The 18989-nt window shown below is 57.7% G+C and carries 10 protein-coding genes; 5 read left to right on the top strand and 5 right to left on the bottom strand.

The window, feature by feature from the left end; all coding sequences use genetic code 11:
- Nucleotides 1–94 precede the first annotated feature (94 nt).
- Nucleotides 95–3052 carry a bifunctional [glutamate--ammonia ligase]-adenylyl-L-tyrosine phosphorylase/[glutamate--ammonia-ligase] adenylyltransferase gene (gene glnE / locus RGM3321_RS23300; protein ID WP_244395010.1) on the bottom strand — a complete coding sequence of 986 codons (2958 nt, stop codon included), beginning with the start codon at nt 3050–3052 and terminating at the stop codon, nt 95–97.
- A gap of 384 nt (nt 3053–3436) precedes the next feature.
- Here glnE and aceE point away from each other — a divergent pair, with 384 nt between their 5' ends.
- Together aceE and aceF are read left to right on the top strand one after the other, a co-directional pair.
- On the top strand, nt 3437–6082 hold the full coding sequence (aceE, locus tag RGM3321_RS23295) for a pyruvate dehydrogenase (acetyl-transferring), homodimeric type (RefSeq protein ID WP_244395009.1): 2646 nt from the start codon (nt 3437–3439) through the stop codon (nt 6080–6082).
- 142 nt (nt 6083–6224) lie between these two features.
- Complete coding sequence (gene aceF / locus RGM3321_RS23290; RefSeq protein WP_244395008.1) at nt 6225–7877, top strand: dihydrolipoyllysine-residue acetyltransferase; 1653 nt, start codon at nt 6225–6227, stop codon at nt 7875–7877.
- A gap of 308 nt (nt 7878–8185) precedes the next feature.
- Here aceF and RGM3321_RS23285 read toward each other — a convergent pair whose 3' ends face one another.
- From RGM3321_RS23285 to RGM3321_RS23275, 3 genes are all read right to left on the bottom strand, one after another.
- The gene (locus RGM3321_RS23285; RefSeq protein ID WP_244395007.1) at nt 8186–9385 is read right to left on the bottom strand and encodes an iron-containing redox enzyme family protein; all 1200 of its coding nucleotides are present in this window, start codon (nt 9383–9385) and stop codon (nt 8186–8188) included.
- A 467-nt stretch (nt 9386–9852) separates the two neighbouring features.
- Nucleotides 9853–11046, bottom strand: coding sequence for an MFS transporter (locus RGM3321_RS23280; RefSeq protein ID WP_244395006.1), 1194 nt, complete (start codon nt 11044–11046; stop codon nt 9853–9855).
- A complete protein-coding gene (locus RGM3321_RS23275) occupies nt 11047–12180 on the bottom strand; it encodes a ThiF family adenylyltransferase (RefSeq protein ID WP_244395005.1) in 1134 nt (377 codons plus the stop codon). It abuts the gene before it with no gap.
- A gap of 958 nt (nt 12181–13138) precedes the next feature.
- Between RGM3321_RS23275 and dbpA the strand changes: the two genes are divergently transcribed.
- The 3 genes from dbpA to yccS all read left to right on the top strand — a co-directional run bounded on the left by dbpA (nt 13139) and on the right by yccS (nt 18208).
- The gene (dbpA, locus tag RGM3321_RS23270) at nt 13139–14518 is read left to right on the top strand and encodes an ATP-dependent RNA helicase DbpA (RefSeq protein WP_004654486.1); all 1380 of its coding nucleotides are present in this window, start codon (nt 13139–13141) and stop codon (nt 14516–14518) included.
- A gap of 176 nt (nt 14519–14694) precedes the next feature.
- Entirely contained in the window at nt 14695–15873 is a 1179-nt protein-coding gene (locus RGM3321_RS23265) for an NAD(P)/FAD-dependent oxidoreductase (protein WP_244395004.1), read from the top strand.
- Between the two features lie 136 nt (nt 15874–16009).
- Nucleotides 16010–18208 (top strand): YccS family putative transporter, encoded by a 2199-nt coding sequence (yccS, locus tag RGM3321_RS23260; RefSeq protein WP_011167518.1) that lies wholly within the window; start codon nt 16010–16012, stop codon nt 18206–18208.
- Here yccS and RGM3321_RS23255 read toward each other — a convergent pair.
- The gene (locus RGM3321_RS23255) at nt 18171–18926 is read right to left on the bottom strand and encodes a transporter substrate-binding domain-containing protein (protein WP_244395003.1); all 756 of its coding nucleotides are present in this window, start codon (nt 18924–18926) and stop codon (nt 18171–18173) included. The genes yccS and RGM3321_RS23255 overlap by 38 nt on opposite strands.
- Between the last annotated feature and the right edge of the window lie 63 nt (nt 18927–18989).

Here is an 18989-nt window from a genome sequence, read left to right as displayed (position 1 = left end):
GCCGATCAGACTGCGTGACATTCCCACACAACCTGTCGCCTCCCTGTCATAGCTTTATATAGTGTTGCAGCGGAATATGGCGTTGCCATGAGGCTCAGCTCAACCCCATCTGCGTCCAGATCCGCATCACCTCACGCCGCTGGGCATGAAACTGATCGCCGCTGACCACACCCGCCTGCTTCTGCAAAGCCTGACGGTGCGCAGCCGAGCGATACGCCTTGTAGGCTTCGCGTAACAGGCTGGCGTCCGTGTCAGGCAACAGTCCGGCGTCCCCAAGCCCTTCGAGAATCCGGATGTTGTCGGTGTATTGCAGCAGCGCGGGATGCTCTCTGGACCACGCCAAGGCGGCGTATTGCACCATAAATTCGATATCGACGATACCTCCGGCGTCCTGCTTGAGGTCGAATGGCACCGACGCCTCGAAGGCATTGGCCGCCCTTCCGGCTGCTGTCACGCGAGTACCGAGGTTGTCACGCATCTTGCCGCGCATCTCGCTGACCTCTGAGCGCAGCTTGCCAAGATCACGCTCGCGCCCCAGCACATCGGCACGGACTTTTTCGAACTGCTCGCCAACATCACGACTGCCGGTCATCACTCGCGCACGTACCAGCGCCTGATGTTCCCAGGTCCAGGCTTCATTGGCCTGATAACGGGCGAAGGCTCCCAGCGAACTGACCAGCAACCCGGACGCACCCGACGGCCGCAGGCGCATATCGACGTCATACAGCTGACCGGAGTTGGTTTGGGTGGTCAGCAGATGGATGACCCGCTGCCCCAGCCGGGTGAAAAACTGCGCACTGTCGATCGGTTTGGCGCCGTCGGTCTCGGCTTGCAGATCGCCATCATGAATGAACACCAGATCCAGATCGGAGCCGTGGCCCAATTCGATACCGCCAACCTTGCCATAACCGACAATCACGAAACCTGGGTCGCACAACGTGCCGTCCGGGCGCGAGGGCGTGCCGTGGCGAGCCACGCTGTAGCGCCACGCCAGCGCCAGCACCTGGTCCAGAATGGCCTCGGCCAGCCAGGTCAGGTAATCACTGACTTTCATCAATGGCAGACTGCCAGATATCTCGGACGCCGCAACCCGCAGGCTGTGGGCCAGCTTGAAATGCCGTAGGGCTTCCATCTGCTGCTCGAGGTCGTCCTCCGGGATACGAATCAGCCGCTCACGCAGCTCGGCCGCCAGCTCTGGTGCCAACGGCGGATTGAACAGGCGACCTTCATTGAGCAACTCGTCGAGCAGCAGCGGGAAGCGTGCGATCTGCTCGGCAATCCATGGGCTGGCAGCGCACAGGGTCAGCAGTTGGCGCAATGCATCGGGGTTTTCGGTCAGCAACACAAGATACGCCGAGCGCCGCGCGACGGCTTCTACCAGCGGCAGCACGCGTTCCAGGACCAGGTCGGGCTTCTCATGCTCTACCGCCTGAGCCAGCAACCGAGGGATGAACGCATCCAGCCGCTCACGACTCAGACGCTGCATCGAACGCAGGTTGGGACTGCTGCGCAGGCTGGCCAGATTTTTCAGTGCCTTTTCCGCATCCACGAAACCGGCCTGCAACAGCTGGCGACCCGCGGCTTCCTCATCCTGGGACTCTTCCCACAGGGGCAGCCACTCGCCACCCACCGCGACCTCACTGTCGTCCTGCTGCTCGTCGTCGGGATCGGAATCAGGGTCGGCGATGACCTGACGAAAATGCCAGGACACCCGACTGCGCCAGAACATAAGGCGTTGGTGAAAACTGACCCAGTCGGCAAAGCCCATGATCAGGGCGATGCGTGCCTGATCCTGTTCGTTGTCGGGCAACATTTGCGTTTGACGGTCGGCAATCGCCTGAATCGCGTGCTCGGTATAACGCAAAAATTCGTAACCCTCGCGCAGCTCTTCAGTCACCGCCGAAGGCAGATAACCCTGCCCTTCAAGCGTTTTCAGCACTTTGAACAGCGGACGCTGTTGCAGGCTCAGATCGCGGCCACCGTGAATCAGTTGAAAGGCTTGGGCGATGAACTCGACTTCGCGAATCCCCCCGGCACCGAGCTTGATGTTTTCCGCCATGCCCTTGCGCTTCACTTCCTGCTGAATCAGCTGCTTCATGGTGCGCAGCGCTTCAATGGCCGAGAAGTCCAGGTAACGGCGATACACAAACGGGCGCAACATATCCAGCAGCTCGGCACCTGCCGTTTGATCGCCGCCGACCACTCGCGCCTTGATCATCGCGTAACGCTCCCAGTCCCGGCCCTGATCCTGGTAATACTGCTCCAGCGCGTTGAAGCTGAGCACCAGCGCCCCTGAAGAACCGTAGGGCCGCAAGCGCATGTCGACCCTGAACACGAAACCATCGACAGTCACCGGGTCCAGCGCCTTGATCAGCCGTTGCCCCAAGCGAATGAAAAACTCCTGATTGTCCAGCGCACGCTTGGTGCCCTGCGTCTCGCCGCCCTCCGGGTAGGCAAAGATCAGGTCGATGTCCGACGAAAGGTTCAGTTCTACCGCGCCTAGCTTGCCCATGCCCAGAATGACCATGTGCTGCGGCTGCCCCGAGTGACGACCGGTGGGTGTGCCGAACTGTTCGCAGTGCCGTGGATACAGCCATTGGTAGGCCAGGTCGATCGAAGCATCGGCCATTTCCGACAGATCGCGGCAGGTTTCGATCAGATCTGCCTGACGGGTCAGATCGCGCCAGATGATTCGCACTTGCTGGCGTGCACGCTGCCGACGTAGATTACGCCCCAACTCGTCATCACTCGCGGCGCTCGACAGGGCATCGGCAATCTGACCGCGCAATTGGCCGGCAGAGAAGCTACGCTCCAGCTCGCCCGAGTCGGCCAGTTGCAGGAGCATCTGCGGGTCACGGCAAACTTGCTCGGCGACAAAATCACTGGCGGCGCAAACCCGGTCGAACGCCTTGCGGCGCGCCTCGGGCCAGGCCTCGAAATACGCCAGCGCGTCCTCTGACAAAGCAGTGAGCGCGGCCTGGAAAGTCTGGCGGCCACGGGTAATCAATGGCAGCAGAATGGCCGGAAATTCAGCCAGTAAAGGTAGGCTCATGGTCTATCCTTGATCGGCGTGCAAACGCCCGTCTGTCATGACGGCAAGACGCGTCTGCCAGCACCGCTTGTCGAACAAAGGTTATAAATTGCTGGAAAAATCAAATTAGAAGCATAAAAATCCGCTTTTTCCCTGCAAGATATTCAATAGCAATCAACAGTAACGTTTTAAGTTACAAGACAACAGGAGCGATTGAGTCGCTTCTCTGTAGTTTTACTACTGGGTCCGATACTCGGAGGGCTGAAATCGTCGTCGATTTGTAGTAAAACTACACGCCGCCGGATCCCACCCTCCGGTAATCCAAGAATTTATGTCGTCTGCCCACAAGGCCAGTCGCAAACTCAGGCAACCGATTCTGGAAGCCTTTCCGCCCTGGAGCAAGCCATGCAAGACCTCGATCCCGTCGAAACCCAGGAATGGCTGGACGCCCTGGAATCGGTTCTCGACAAAGAAGGCGAAGACCGCGCTCACTACCTGATGACCCGTCTGGGCGAGCTGGCCACCCGTAGTGGTTCGCAGCTGCCGTACGCAATCACTACGCCATACCGCAACACGATTCCTGTCACCCACGAAGCACGCATGCCTGGCGACCTGTTCATGGAACGCCGCATTCGCTCGCTGGTGCGCTGGAACGCATTGGCAATGGTCGTCAAAACCAACCTGAACGACCCGGATCTGGGCGGCCACATCTCCAGCTTCGCCTCCAGCGCCACGCTGTACGACATCGGCTTCAACTACTTCTTCCAGGCCCCGACCGACGAGCACGGCGGCGACCTGATCTACTTCCAGGGTCACGCATCGCCAGGCGTTTATGCCCGTGCGTTCCTCGAAGGCCGCATCACCGAAGACCAGATGAACAACTTCCGTCAGGAAGTCGACGGCAATGGCCTGTCGTCTTACCCACACCCGTGGCTGATGAAGGATTTCTGGCAGTTCCCGACTGTCTCGATGGGTCTTGGCCCGATTCAGGCGATCTACCAGGCGCGCTTCATGAAGTACCTGGAGCACCGCGGTTACATCCCGGAAGGCAAGCAGAAAGTCTGGTGCTTCCTGGGTGACGGCGAGACCGACGAGCCGGAATCCCTGGGCGCCATCGCTCTGGCCGGTCGCGAGAAGCTCGACAACCTGATCTTCGTCGTCAACTGCAACCTGCAGCGCCTCGACGGCCCGGTTCGCGGCAACGCCAAGATCATCCAGGAACTGGAAGGCGTGTTCCGTGGCGCTCAGTGGAACGTCACCAAAGTCATCTGGGGCCGTTTCTGGGACCCACTGCTGGCCAAGGACGTCGACGGTATCCTGCAGCGTCGCATGGACGAAGTCATCGACGGCGAATACCAGAACTACAAGGCCAAGGACGGCGCGTTCGTCCGCGAGCACTTCTTCAACTCGCCTGAACTCAAGGCAATGGTTGCCGATCTGTCCGACGACGAGATCTGGAAACTCAACCGTGGCGGCCACGACCCGTACAAGGTTTATGCGGCCTACCACGAAGCCGTCAACCACAAGGGTCAACCGACCGTGGTTCTGGCCAAGACCATCAAGGGTTATGGCACCGGCGCCGGCGAAGCGAAAAACACTGCGCACAACACCAAGAAGGTCGATGTCGACAGCCTGCGTCACTTCCGTGACCGTTTCGACATCCCGGTCAAGGACTCCGAACTCGAAGCCCTGCCGTTCTACAAACCGGAAGAAGGCAGCGCCGAAGCCCGCTACCTGAGCGAGCGTCGTGCTGCGCTGGGTGGCTTCGTACCTCAGCGTCGCGCGCAGAGCTTCAGCCTGCCGACGCCGCCACTCGATACCCTCAAGGCCATCCTTGACGGTTCGGGCGACCGTGAAATCTCCACCACCATGGCTTTCGTGCGCATCCTGGCGCAGCTGGTCAAGGACAAGGAAGTCGGTCAGCGCATCGTGCCGATCATCCCGGACGAAGCGCGTACCTTCGGTATGGAAGGCATGTTCCGCCAGTTGGGCATCTACTCTTCGGTCGGCCAGCTCTACGAGCCAGTCGATAAAGAACAAGTGATGTTCTATCGCGAAGACAAGAAAGGCCAGATCCTCGAAGAAGGCATCAACGAAGCGGGCGCCATGTCCTCCTTCATCGCTGCCGGTACTTCGTATTCCAGCCACAACCAGCCGATGATTCCGTTCTACATCTTCTACTCGATGTTCGGTTTCCAGCGTATCGGCGACCTGGCATGGGCCGCTGGCGACAGCCGCACACGTGGTTTCCTGATCGGCGGCACCGCCGGCCGTACCACGCTGAACGGCGAAGGCCTGCAGCACGAAGACGGTCACAGCCACATTCTGGCGTCGACCATCCCGAACTGCCGCACCTTCGACCCGACTTACGGTTACGAACTGGCTGTGATCATCCAGGACGGCATGCGCCGGATGTTCGAAGAGCAGCAGGACGTTTTCTACTACCTGACCGTGATGAACGAGTCCTACACCCAGCCAGCCATGCCGGCCGGTGTGGAAGAAGGCATCGTCAAGGGCATGTACCTGCTCGAAGAAGACACCAAGGAAGCGGCGCACCACGTCCAGCTGCTGGGCTCGGGCACCATCCTGCGTGAAGTTCGCGAAGCGGCGAAGATTCTCCGTGACGAGTTCAACATCGGCGCTGACGTCTGGAGCGTTACCAGCTTCAACGAACTGCGTCGCGACGGTCTGGCTGTAGAGCGCAACAACCGCCTGCACCCTGGCCAGAAGCCGGAACTGAGCTATGTTGAGCAGTGCCTCACCGGTCGCAAAGGTCCGGTCATTGCATCGACGGATTACATGAAGCTGTTCGCTGACCAGATTCGTCAGTGGGTTCCAACCAAGGAATACAAAGTCCTGGGCACCGACGGTTTCGGCCGTAGCGACAGCCGCAAGAAGCTGCGTCACTTCTTTGAAGTCGATCGTCACTTCGTTGTGCTGGCAGCCCTGGAAGCTTTGGCGGATCGTGGTGATATCGAGCCTAAAGTGGTAGCGGAAGCTATCGCCAAGTTCGGCATCGATCCTGAAAAACGCAATCCACTAGACTGCTAAGAGTCTGCTTCAAGAGCGCTGATCAAAGCGTAAACAGCCGAGGATGCGGAATTTACCCACCGTAAATGAGCATCCAACGCTGTTTCGTTGTAACTGAACCAGCGTATTGGTGAGTGAACAGGTTCTCCTAAGGAGAGACATAGTGAGTGAGTTAATTCGCGTACCCGACATCGGCAACGGTGAAGGCGAAGTCATTGAATTGATGGTCAAGGTCGGTGATCGCATCGAAGCTGACCAGAGCGTTCTGACGCTTGAATCGGACAAGGCGAGCATGGAAATCCCTGCTCCCAAGGCTGGCGTCATCAAGGCCATGAAGGTCAAGCTGGGCGACCGCCTGAAAGAAGGCGACGAGCTGTTCGAGCTGGAAGTGGAAGGCGAAGCGGCTGCCGCTCCTGCCCCCGCAGCCGAACCTGCCGCGGCCCCTGCTGCTGCCGAAAAACCGGCTGAAGCTGCACCGGCACCTTCCGCTGCTGCGCCTGCTCCGGCAGCCAGCGCCAGCGTTCAGGACATCCACGTGCCGGACATCGGTTCGTCAGGCAAGGCCAAAATCATCGAGCTGATGGTCAAGGTCGGTGACTCCATTCAGGCTGATCAGTCGTTGATCACCCTGGAATCCGACAAGGCCAGCATGGAGATCCCGTCTCCAGCCGCAGGCGTTATCGAAAGCATCGAAGTCAAGCTGGACCAGGAAGTCGGCACCGGCGACCTGATCCTGAAACTGAAAGTCGAAGGCGCAGCGCCTGCCGCTGCTCCGGCACCTGCTGCCAGCGCACCGGCAGCCGCTCCTGCCAAGACTGAAGCGGCTGCACCGGCCGCGGCTCCTGCGCCTAAAGCCGAAGCAGCACCGGCTCCGGCTCCGGCCGCACCGACCAAAGACGGTGCCAAGGTTCACGCAGGCCCGGCGGTTCGTCAGCTGGCCCGCGAGTTCGGCGTCGAGCTGAGCGCAGTCGACGCCACCGGCCCACACGGTCGCGTGCTGAAAGAAGACGTTCAGGTCTACGTCAAGACCATGATGCAAAAGGCCAAGGAAGCTCCAGTTGGCGGCGCAAGCGGCGGCTCGGGCATCCCGCCGATCCCGGAAGTCGATTTCAGCCGTTTCGGCGAGATCGAAGAAGTACCGATGACGCGCCTGATGCAACTCGGCGCTTCGGGCCTGCACCGTAGCTGGCTGAACATTCCGCACGTCACGCAATTCGACCAGGCCGACATTACCGACCTGGAAGCTTTCCGTGTTGCGCAGAAAGGCGCTGCCGAGAAGGCTGGCGTCAAGCTGACCGTGCTGCCGCTGCTGCTCAAATCCTGCGCCCACTTGCTCAAGGAGCTGCCGGACTTCAACGCTTCGCTGGCACCTAGCGGCAAGGCGGTGATCCGCAAGAAGTACGTGCACATCGGCTTTGCTGTGGACACCCCGGATGGCCTGTTGGTCCCGGTTATCCGCGACGTCGATCAGAAGAGCCTGTTGCAGCTGGCCGCCGAAGCCGCAGCACTGGCTGAAAAGGCGCGCAACAAAAAGCTGACTGCAAACGACATGCAGGGCGCGTGCTTCACCATCTCCAGCCTCGGCCACATTGGCGGCACCGGCTTCACGCCGATCGTCAACGCGCCGGAAGTGGCAATCCTTGGTGTTTCCAAGGCCACCATTCAGCCAGTCTGGGACGGTAAAGCCTTCCAGCCGAAGCTTATGCTGCCGCTGTCGCTGTCCTACGATCACCGCGTGATCAACGGTGCAGCCGCCGCCCGCTTCACCAAGCGCTTGAGCGAATTGCTGGCGGACATCCGCACAATTCTGCTGTAAGCCAGCTAGGCCCGTCACCACGACGGGCCTGGCCGTACACCTTTGCGAGCTGCCACGCTCGAACCTCAACCCCGCCCTCCAGCGGGGATTTTTTTGCTTTGAATATCGCGTCCATGCTCGTAAGCGCCTAATAAACCCGACATTCGAAGCAGCGATTTAATGCCTGGTGCTGTGCTGCCAAATATGATTCCTGGCACCTGAGAATGCTTTACTCACAGTGAGTTAATGGGGTGCGATGGGAAACAGCAAATGGCCGGTACGGCCTGTCCACCGCAAAAATCATCAGCCGGGATAATTGTCGAATATCTCTACACGTCGAGTTCTTCGCGCAGAGCAATACCCCCCATATTCTGGAGCATCGGCGCATTCTCACAAGCCAGGTAGACACATTCCCCTTCGCAGGTGTTGACGTGCTGATGCTCTGCCCAGACAGGCACGTAAATGGCGTCCCCCGCGCTCCAAGGCACTTTTTGGTCGCCTATGCGTGAATATCCATCACCCTGCATGATGTAGATCATAGTCTCGTAGTTGTGCCGGTGCAGACGTGTAGTCTCAGCGGGGTCCAGTCGCCCCACCGTCATGCTGATAGCGTGGCTGGGCAAATCGACGATGTGGACCTTATGCTTTCGCTGCGACGAGAAGGTTGCATCATGCCCATGAGTCGCCTGCATGACTTGCGGATGGCAAAGGCGATCAGGCAGGCGTGCCTGCAGACGGCTGGGAACACGCCAAAAGTCCGATGAGCTAAATCGGCTTTCTCTGTCGCGACTGCCTGATTCACTTGCAGCGAGCGCCAGCGACTGTTGCCAGATCGCATCGAACATCGCTATACGGCACTCGATCATTTCGTGACCAATCCGAGTCGCTGATTCCCGACGTTTTTCATCCCCGTTGACCAAGCGCTGTAAGATCGCCAGCATCGTAAAAGCGTGACCCTCATCCTCTTCAATATGAAGGCTAAAGAACTCGGTGGCTTCATCGCCATAGCCCTTTTGCACAAGCGCTTGCATTATCGGGCGATAAATCAGCGGTACGATCGCTTCTGCCCCTAGGCACATCGCTGCGAGACCGGCCAGTGCGTCACTGTTCTGGCAGTGTGCAAGCATAGTCTTGACCATAGTAGTGGTCTCAGGCAGTGGCTTCTCGTCGGCGTTAGAAATACCCAAAACGTGCAGAGTACGCTGGAAAAGTTCAGCGTGGGTGACCCGGCCTTGCCCGTCTACTCCCATTTCTTCGCGCATATTCTCCATTAGCGCCAGTACATCTTCGGCGCGTTCCAGTTGTCCCATCAAGGCACAAAGATAACGTGTGAAATGACGAGAGTAGTGGCCATGCTGTATCAATAGAGTCTTGAGTGCCGCGAGACTTAACTCGTTGCGCTCCAGAGAACGTAACAGCGGATGATGGACAAGTTGATTCAGGTCCTGCGCCGTTAGCCAGTGCGCCCATAGGATGCTTAAGCCAGGCAGCGACGCGGCTTCCATAGAATGGGATGCGATAACGTCCACTCGTTTTCTCCTTGAAAAAATATAACCTAGTTACGGAAAGCTGAAGAAGCGCTAAGATCAGAGCCCTTGAATAACCGTTTTAAATATCAACGCTTATACAGGTCGAAGACCACGAAGTAGTACGTGACTTTCCATGCGCTTGATCAGGTTAACAACCAGAGCATCGCCGGCAGCAAGGCGATCCTATTTGAGTACACATATCGGTTTTTTCAATAGCTGAATGACAGGCAACGTCGCCGACTTTTCGGGCAAGACGCAAAACCCGGGTAGCAAACTGCTTTAAACGCCGTGCCATTGTTGAGAACAATCTGGTACGACTTATAGTATCAAGCTGGGCATGTGCCAACGGGAATACAGCTTAATCAATCAGCACAGTGCTAATTAATAGGCATTGGTAAACAGCAAGGACATCATCCTTGTGGAGTAAGGTTCCCTTCAGGGTAGACTTAAAGTAGCGAGCATCTGATTCATCTTACGCCTCCGTAAATTGTCGGGCGCTCTGACCGGGTCAAAAAGTAAGCACACATAGACGCAAAAATAATGGAGGTGCCGCCGAGAGCGAGGATAACCGCACTGCTGGCGAATTGCAGCAACAGCCATCCGCTCAGCAAGCTGGCAGGGGGGATCGCGAGGTAGGCGATGAGCCGTGTGATACCGACAGTTCGTCCAAGGATAGCCAGCGGCACAGCTTGCTGCCGATAGGTGAAAAAGGCGACGACAACTATAGATTGGCAGCATGTAGAAAGTGCCCAAAGCGCAGAAAGTGGCCATGGAGCAGTCGTCAGTGCACCCGCCAGTGCGAACACCCCTGCCAAGAGGCAACTTCTACGGATTAATATCCCGGCATGGAACCGTTTCACAAGCACCGATCCCAAAGCAGATCCCGTCACGGCACCTGCGCCGATGAGTCCGTAGTAATAGCCAATGTCAATCAATGGGACTGCCAGTAAAGTGGTGTAGATATAGATCAGGCTGGCACCGATCAAGGCAAAGCCAAAGTTGCAGAAAAAAAACAGCAAAACAAACGAAAATAATTCTCGATGCCTAACGACATAGAGCAACCCATTTCTGAGTTCGGTAAGGACACGCGTCTCGGGAGCTGGCGGCCTGCCCTGCTCGCTCAATAGATAGCAAAGAGGAACTGAGATCACAAAGCCTGCGATGCCGAAGAGCAGGATGCTGTCCTTATTGGTGAAGGCCAGGGCTGCGGAGACACCGATGGGTGCAACAATACGAATGAGATTATCGATCGCGTTGACAATGGCATTGAACGTGTGAAGTTTTTGGCCTTCAATCAGCGCGGGCGCGATGCTCTGGAAGACGGGGTGATGAGTTGCTCCAACGCTCGCAAGCATAAAGCTCAGCAGCAACAGCATAATACTCAAGGTCTCTCCAGACTGGGTAGAAACAGCGGCATACATAAGCGCTCCGATGCCTATATTGAGTACATCGCCCACGATCAAAAAACGACGCTTGCTGTAGCGATCGCTCCAGACGCCCGCAAACGGGGTAACCACAATATACGGAGCCATTGCGGCAAAAAATGCCAGTGACGTCCAGATAGGAGAGGCCGTCAGCTCGTAAATGTAGAGGGGGATAAGAAATGCAATGGCCCAAGAACAAACGGTCGTAATAACGTATGAACCCAGCAGCTTGAGCATCTAAATAGTTTCCGCCCGTGCTTGAGCCGGTGCGGACGTCGAGAGAGGGCTACATATCTCGCAATCCGGATTTTTGGCCCAGACTTCCGCGGTGTTGACACTGAGGTCATCGAAGGCGAATTCCTTGAGCTTGTTATTTAACTCTGGCGGCTGACAGCTTGTTATAAGCTTGACCGCCTCACTGACAATCATGCCCGCCGTAACTGCAACCAGTGTAACAAAAGCGGGCGCAGGATGTTCGTAGGTAATGTTGTCATGCTTAGCCATGGTCGATATGCTGTTCACCAAATTGCTCTTGTGGCGCGCGGACGTCAGCCAGCAAGCACCGCACCCTGAAATGCCTGGCACCACAGAGTAAAAAATTGACCGTCGCACATCAAGGCCACCGGTGACGAATGGAATCCCCAGGCCAACACAAGCTTCGTTAAGCCAGTCGGCCATGTAATTGGCAGGCTTGTCCGCTACGCAAATCACGATATCGTGGCCGCGTATTACGCGTGCTATATCTTGAGCTGATTCGATGCGTGCCGCGTGAGCGTTAATCTCAAGATGGCTATTAAACTCGAGCAGTCGCCGCTTAGCGGTTTCAACTTTCCGAGTTCCAATGTCAGCCTCCTTGTAGAGGATCTGGCGATTTAGATTACTGAGCTCAATAGAGTCGAAATCCAGGATCGTCAGGTGATGTATGCCAAGAGCCACTAAGTCATACAGGATATGGGTTCCAAGCCCGCCACAGCCAAGCACGCAAACTTTGGCCTCCCGCAGCCTCTCCTGGTACACAAACTTGTTTTCATCCACCGTCGCCATGGATCCGAAAAAATCAATATTTCGGGAGAACCTGGCGCGATCATGCTCCGACAAGGACGTTGTTTTAAATACATCAGGAGCCTCAACCAACCGATATTTGATCAGGTCCTGTGCAACGCTTCGAATGTCCTCTTCACTCACATCGGGATGAGCATCTGACACATTCACGATTAACTCGTCGAGCGGGGTGTGACCGTTTAATGAGGCCGCGAGCTCCCAAATAGCTCCATGGGGGTCAGGGATTTTTGCGTACTGCCCGTTAAATCGCAGGACGACCTGGCCGTCTAGTTTGAAGGGAATGACGGTCGGTTTCAGACATAGGTTCATGTTATAGCTTCCCTGCGTGATTAGATCTCTCAAAGCGCTAGGGCCAAAAGGCCCTAGCTTATTGGGTGGTTCAACCTACAGCTGTTTCACCAGCGAACGAGATTTTTTCGAAAGTCATGATGATTTCCTCAAAAAGTTAATGGGCCAGTGGCGCACTTCGCGCTTTCCACCGGGATGTGGTATTACCCATAACAAGCGCTGTCGTAAAACTAGACCACGCTTTAGAGCTTCGCAAGCGCGCCCAGTAAAATTTTTAAGAAACCGCTTATTTATTCGGTCTTTCGTTCCAGCGACGCCCTGGACCCTTTGATTTACAAGGAAATAATAATGGGGGTTTTAATTAATCAGCGTCTTCCTGAATTCACGCCTTAACTACAGGCACACAGAGACTTTCCTCGCAGTAGCTGATAACGAGGTACTGCGCAATCCGAGAAAACAGAAATTATCGGAAAAACTCACCCTACATATTGCATCATCAAGATATATCGTCGGCGCTCCATCTAAGCGGATGGGCTACTGAGGCCAATCGAAGTTTTCTGCGTGGTTACACTGGACGGGGAATCGTAGGCCGCTCATGAGCCCACATTCAAAGCAGTCATCTAATACCTGATGCTGTGTCCCGAACGCTCTCAGGAGCCAAGCATCACGATGCGCCCGAGGCAGGCATTGAAAAGTGTATCTCCCCCGCCCGCCCCCCTGGACTTTCGAAACGCATCGACTGGCTGGCGCTACTCGACGAGTTGAATACCTAAGTCGCTGCTTTCAATCGGGTGCTCTGCGTCTTTTTCAACACTGCCCATAACCGCATCAAGGTCTTGTGCCAGGAGCAAAACGACTTTTGCCTTTGGCTCAAACGTCTGGAGTCCGACCAATCAGTGTCACAGCCTTTATCGTCGGTGCCAGGTCTGGCTGGCGGGTGATACACTGCGCGACATTTTTGTTTTGCAGGTCCACCGTCGTGACTAACACCGCTTTCAATTCTCTGCCTCTGTCCGCTGCCATGCTGGCTAACCTGGAGTCGCTTGGTTATGCCGAAATGACGCCGATTCAGGCGCAGAGCCTGCCGGTGATCCTCAAGGGCATGGACCTGATCGCGCAAGCCAAGACCGGCAGCGGCAAGACCGCTGCGTTCGGCATCGGCCTGCTCAACCCGATCAACCCGCGTTTCTTCGGCTGCCAGGCACTGGTCATGTGCCCGACCCGCGAGCTGGCGGATCAGGTGGCCAAGGAAATCCGCCGTCTGGCACGCTCGGAAGACAACATCAAAGTGCTGACCCTTTGCGGCGGTGTGTCTTTCGGCCCGCAGATCGGCTCGCTGGAGCACGGTGCGCACATCATCGTCGGTACGCCGGGGCGCATTCAGCAGCATTTACGCAAGGGCTCGCTGGTACTCGACGGTCTGAACACGCTGATCCTCGATGAAGCCGACCGCATGCTGGACATGGGCTTCTACGACGCCATCGCCGACATCATCGAGCAGACCCCGCAGCGCCGTCAGACCCTGCTGTTCTCCGCCACCTACCCGGTTGGCATCAAACAGCTGTCGTCGAAATTCATGCGCGACCCTCAGACCGTAAAAGTCGAAGCGCTGCACGCCGACAGCCAGATCGAGCAGATTTTCTATGAAATCTCTCCGGAGCAGCGTCTGGAAGCGGTGGTCAAGGTGCTCGGTCATTTCCGTCCGGCGTCCTGTGTGGCGTTCTGTTTCACCAAGCAGCAGGTTCAGGAAGTGGTCGACCACCTGACCGCCAAAGGCATGTCTGCCGTCGGCCTGCATGGCGATCTGGAACAGCGTGACCGTGATCAGGTGCTGGCGATGTTCGCCAACCGCAGTACCTCGGTACTGGTCGCCACCGACGTGGCGGCACGCGGCCTGGATATCGACGCACTGGACATGGTGATCAACGTCGAACTGGCGCGCGATTCGGAAATCCACATTCACCGCGTAGGCCGTACCGGTCGCGCAGGTGAAAAAGGCATCGCGGTCAGCCTTGTGGCACCGTCGGAAAGCCAGCGCGCCCGCGCTATCGAAGAATTGCAGAAAGCCCCGTTGAACTGGCAGCAGTACGATCAGCTAAGCATCAAGGAAGGCGGCAAGCTGCTGCCGACCATGACGACGCTGTGCATCGGTTCGGGTCGCAAGGACAAACTGCGCCCGGGCGACATTCTTGGCGCGCTGACCGGCGAAGCGGGTATTGCGGGCACTCAGGTGGGCAAGATCGCGATCTTCGATTTCCAGGCGTACGTCGCCGTTGAACGCAGCATGGCCAAACAGGCCCTGGAACGTTTGAACAACGGCAAGATCAAGGGCAAGTCGCTGCGCGTACGAATCCTCTGAAATAGTCGTTAGCTGGATTATCGTCCCCACGCTCCGCGTGGGGACGCAGTTCTGGACGCTCTGCGTCCGATTTTGAATAGGTGGTGCGGCGCAGATATGTGACGCAGAGCGTCACGAGAGGCATTCCCACGCGGGGCATGGGAACGATCGTGACCTACAGATCGAGGAATCACGCTGTGCCCGTTACTGACGTTGTAATCATTGGCGCTGGCGCCGCTGGTCTGATGTGTGCGTTCACCGCTGCAGCTCGCGGGCGCAGAGTGATATTGATCGATCACGCCAACAAACCCGGTAAGAAGATACTCATGTCCGGTGGCGGACGCTGCAACTTCACCAACATGTACACCGAGCCGGCCAACTTCCTGTCGCAGAACCCGCACTTCTGCAAATCGGCGCTGGCCCGCTACACCCAGTGGGATTTCATTGCGATGGTCGCTAAACATGGCGTGCCGTATCACGAGAAGAAACTCGGTCAGCTGTTCTGCGACAACAAGTCCAGTGACATTCTGGAAATGCTGCTTGAGGAATGCCGTCAGGCCGGTGTCAGCCTGCACATGGACACTTCCGTGCAGCAGATCGACAAAACCGAATCCGGCTACAACCTGCAAACCACGCTGGGCACGTTGAGCTGCGAGGCCCTGGTCATCGCCACGGGCGGGCTGTCGATTCCGACGCTGGGCGCAACCGGTTTCGGCTATCAGGTCGGCAAGCAGTTCGGCCACACGCTGCTGCCCACCCGCGCAGGCCTGGTGCCGTTCACCATCACCGATCAGCTCAAGGAGCTGTGCACCGAGCTTTCAGGCACATCGGTGGATTGCCTGGTCAGTTGCAATGACACCAGCTTCCGCGAAAACATCCTGTTCACCCATCGCGGCCTCAGTGGCCCGGCGATCCTGCAGATCTCCTCGTTCTGGCAGCCTGGTGACACCGTGGAAATCAACCTGCTGCCAGATCACGATGTGCCCACCTGGCTCAGTCAGCAGCAGGCTGAGCGTCCCAACAGCGAGTTGAAAACCCTGCTGGGCGAGATTTTCACCAAGAAGATGGCCAATCTGATCGCCGAACACTGGTTCGTGTCCAAACCCATGAAGCAGTACACCCATGCCGAACTGGCCGACATCGCCGAAAAGCTGGCGAGCTGGCAGGTGGTCCCGGCAGGCACCGAGGGTTATCGCACCGCTGAAGTGACGCTGGGCGGTATTGATACCCGTGAAGTGTCGTCCAAGACCATGGAGTCACTGAAATCCCCCGGCCTCTATTTCGTCGGCGAAGTGCTCGATGTGAGCGGTCATCTGGGCGGCTTCAACTTTCAGTGGGCGTGGGCCTCGGCGTACGCAGCGGCGCAGTACGTGTGACGTAGTGCGCGTGGCGTAACATCACGACACTGCAAACCGGTATAAATTTTGCCAAGCGGATGTACAGCCAGTCATTTGGTCTGTACATATCCTCCTGCAGAATTGATCAATTGCGAACAGGGCCGTCAGCTTACCCATGGCATCGAAATCTCTCCGTCATACATTCCGTCGATTGTGGGCGCTGGATAAATTCAGCTATAGCGTTCGAGTCTTTATCGCACTGACCGGCAGCATGGCGCTGTGCTGGTACCAAAACGAGATGGCCTTGCTGATCCCGCTGTTTCTGGGGATTATTGCCTGCGCACTGGCAGAAACCGACGACAGCTGGCAAGGCCGGCTCAATGCTCTGGCCGTGACGCTGGTGTGCTTCAGTGTTGCCGCACTCGCCGTAGAACTGCTCTTCCCCTACCCCTGGCTGTTTGTCTGCTCACTGGCGCTGGCCAGCTTCTGCCTGACCATGCTCGGCGCGCTGGGTGAACGCTATGGTGCGATTGCCTATGGCACGCTGATCCTCTCGGTCTACACCATGATCGGCGTCGATCAGCGCGGCGGCGAGGTGCTGGACTTCTGGCATGAGCCGATGCTGCTGGTGGCGGGTGCGGCCTGGTACGGCCTGCTGTCGGTGCTGTGGCAGATGCTGTTTTCCAACCAGCCGGTGCAACAGGCGCTGGCCCGACTGTTCCGTGAGCTGGGGCAGTACCTGAAACTCAAGTCGACGCTGTTTGAGCCGATCCGCACGCTCAATGTGGAGGCCCGCCGCCTGGAACTGGCGCAGCAGAACGGCAAAGTGGTCGCCGCACTGAACTCCACCAAGGAAATCATCCTGCACCGTGTCGGCAGCGGCCGCCCCGGTTCGAAAGTCAGCCGCTACCTGAAGCTGTACTTCATCGCCCAGGACATCCACGAGCGCGCCAGCTCGTCGCACTACCCCTACAACTCGCTGGCCGACGCCTTTTTCCACAGCGATGTGCTGTTCCGCTGCCAGCGCCTGCTGCGTCAACAGGGCGTTGCCTGTCAGGCCCTGTCGGAATCCATACAATTGCGTCAGCCGTTCGTATACGACCCAAGCTTTGCAGAAGCCATGGAAGACCTGCACGCCTCTCTGGAACACCTGCGCATCCAGAGCAACCCTGCATGGCGCGGCCTGTTGCGTTCGCTGCGCGCGCTGGCTGCCAACCTCGGCACGCTGGATCGCCTGATCAGCGACGCCAGCAACCCGGACGCCGTGGCCGATGCCACCGACAGCAGCCTGCTGGACCGCTCGCCGCGCAACCTCAAGGATGTCTGGACCCGCCTGCGCCTGCAGATGACCCCGACCTCGCTGCTGTTCCGCCACGCCCTGCGCCTGCCGCTGGCGCTGACCATCGGTTATGCGATGGTGCACCTGATTCACCCGTCACAGGGCTACTGGATCATCCTGACCACGGTATTTGTCTGCCAGCCGAGCTATGGCGCCACCCGGCGTAAACTCGGCCAGCGGATCATTGGCACGGCAATAGGTCTGACGGTCGGCTGGGTACTGTTCGACCTGGTTACCAGTCCGATTCTGCAATCGATGTGCGCGGTGTTGGCCGGTGTGGTGTTCTTCGTCAATCGCACCACGCGCTACACCCTGTCGACCGCCGCCATCACGGTGATGGTGCTGTTCTGTTTCAATCAGGTCGGCGACGGTTACGGGCTGTTCCTGCCCCGGCTGTTCGATACGCTGCTGGGCAGCCTGATCGCCGGGCTTGCGGTGTTCCTGTTCCTGCCGGACTGGCAAGGACGACGCCTGAACAAGGTGCTGGCCAACACCCTGACCTGCAACAGCATTTACCTGCGGCAGATCATGCAGCAGTACGCCAAGGGCAAGAGTGACGACCTTGCCTATCGACTGGCACGGCGCAACGCCCACAATGCCGACGCCGCGCTGTCGACCACACTGGCAAACATGCTTATGGAGCCAGGTCACTTCCGCAAGGAGGCCGATGTCGGCTTCCGCTTTCTGGTGCTGTCACATACGCTGCTGAGCTACCTTTCCGGCCTCGGCGCGCACCGTGATACCCAATTGCCTGGCGATGTCCGCGAACATCTGATCGATAACGTCGGCGCTACGCTGGCAGCCAGCATCGACGAAATCGCCGCAGGGCTGGCCGAGAAGAAACCGGTCGCCGTACAGAGTGACGCAGAGGAAGCACTGGCTGCGCAACTGGAACAGCTGCCGGAAGAGATGGACGAAAGCCAGCGTCTGGTACAGGCTCAGCTAGCCTTGATCTGCCGCCAGCTGGCACCTCTACGCACCCTTGCCGCCCACCTGATCAAAGCTCCGGAGGCTGTTGCAGCCCATGCAGTCTGAACAGCTCGTCGTAGGTGCCGTCGGTCTTCATGGCGGCAATTTCACGATCGAAATCGGCGACGATTTTTGCGTGGTGAGGATTTTTCAGGCTGACCAGAATGTGCAGACTGTTCTCGCTTAACGAGCCGGGTAGAAACTCGACACGGTCGCGTACCTCATCGGGCTCCATCGCCAGGTTATAGCGGGCGACGTATTCGTCCTCCAGTGCCAGGTCCACACGTTCGGCAGCGAGCATGCGTACGGCTGTGGAGAAGTTTTGTACGGGGACCTTCTTGAGCAGGCTGTCGCTGTCAAACGCTGGGGAATAGGCATAACCGCGTACAACCGCAATCATGTAATTGTGCAGTTGTTCATGGCTCCGAACCTCGATAGGCGATTCCTTGCGCTTGATGAAGCGCACCCGATTGAGCAGGTATTCGGCTGAAAACTGGCCAATTTTTGTGCGATCGTCGCTGAACCACGCGTTGATCAGCACATCGTGCCGCCCTTCACTCAACCCCAGCATTGCACGCGCCCAAGGCACTTGCTCATACAGGGTGGTGTATCCGGCGCGGCGCAACGCCGTATTGACGATATCGGTCGCAAGTCCGCCGTTGAGCAGCAGCGCATCGGTAAAAGGTGGCCAGGGGTCAGCGACAAGGCGCAGTTTCTCGGCTGCACTGGCGTGCGCCATCAGCAAAAAGACCAGCAACCCAACCGCTCGAAGCCACTGCGACATACTCAGGTTCCTGAAAAGGGCGGCATTCCCGATTTAATCCTATCGGCAGCAAAACCATCACTC

It is taken from the genome of Pseudomonas sp. RGM 3321, assembly GCF_022836805.1.
Taxonomy (GTDB): Bacteria; Pseudomonadota; Gammaproteobacteria; order Pseudomonadales; family Pseudomonadaceae; genus Aquipseudomonas.
This window is presented reverse-complemented; position numbering and strand designations above follow the sequence as displayed.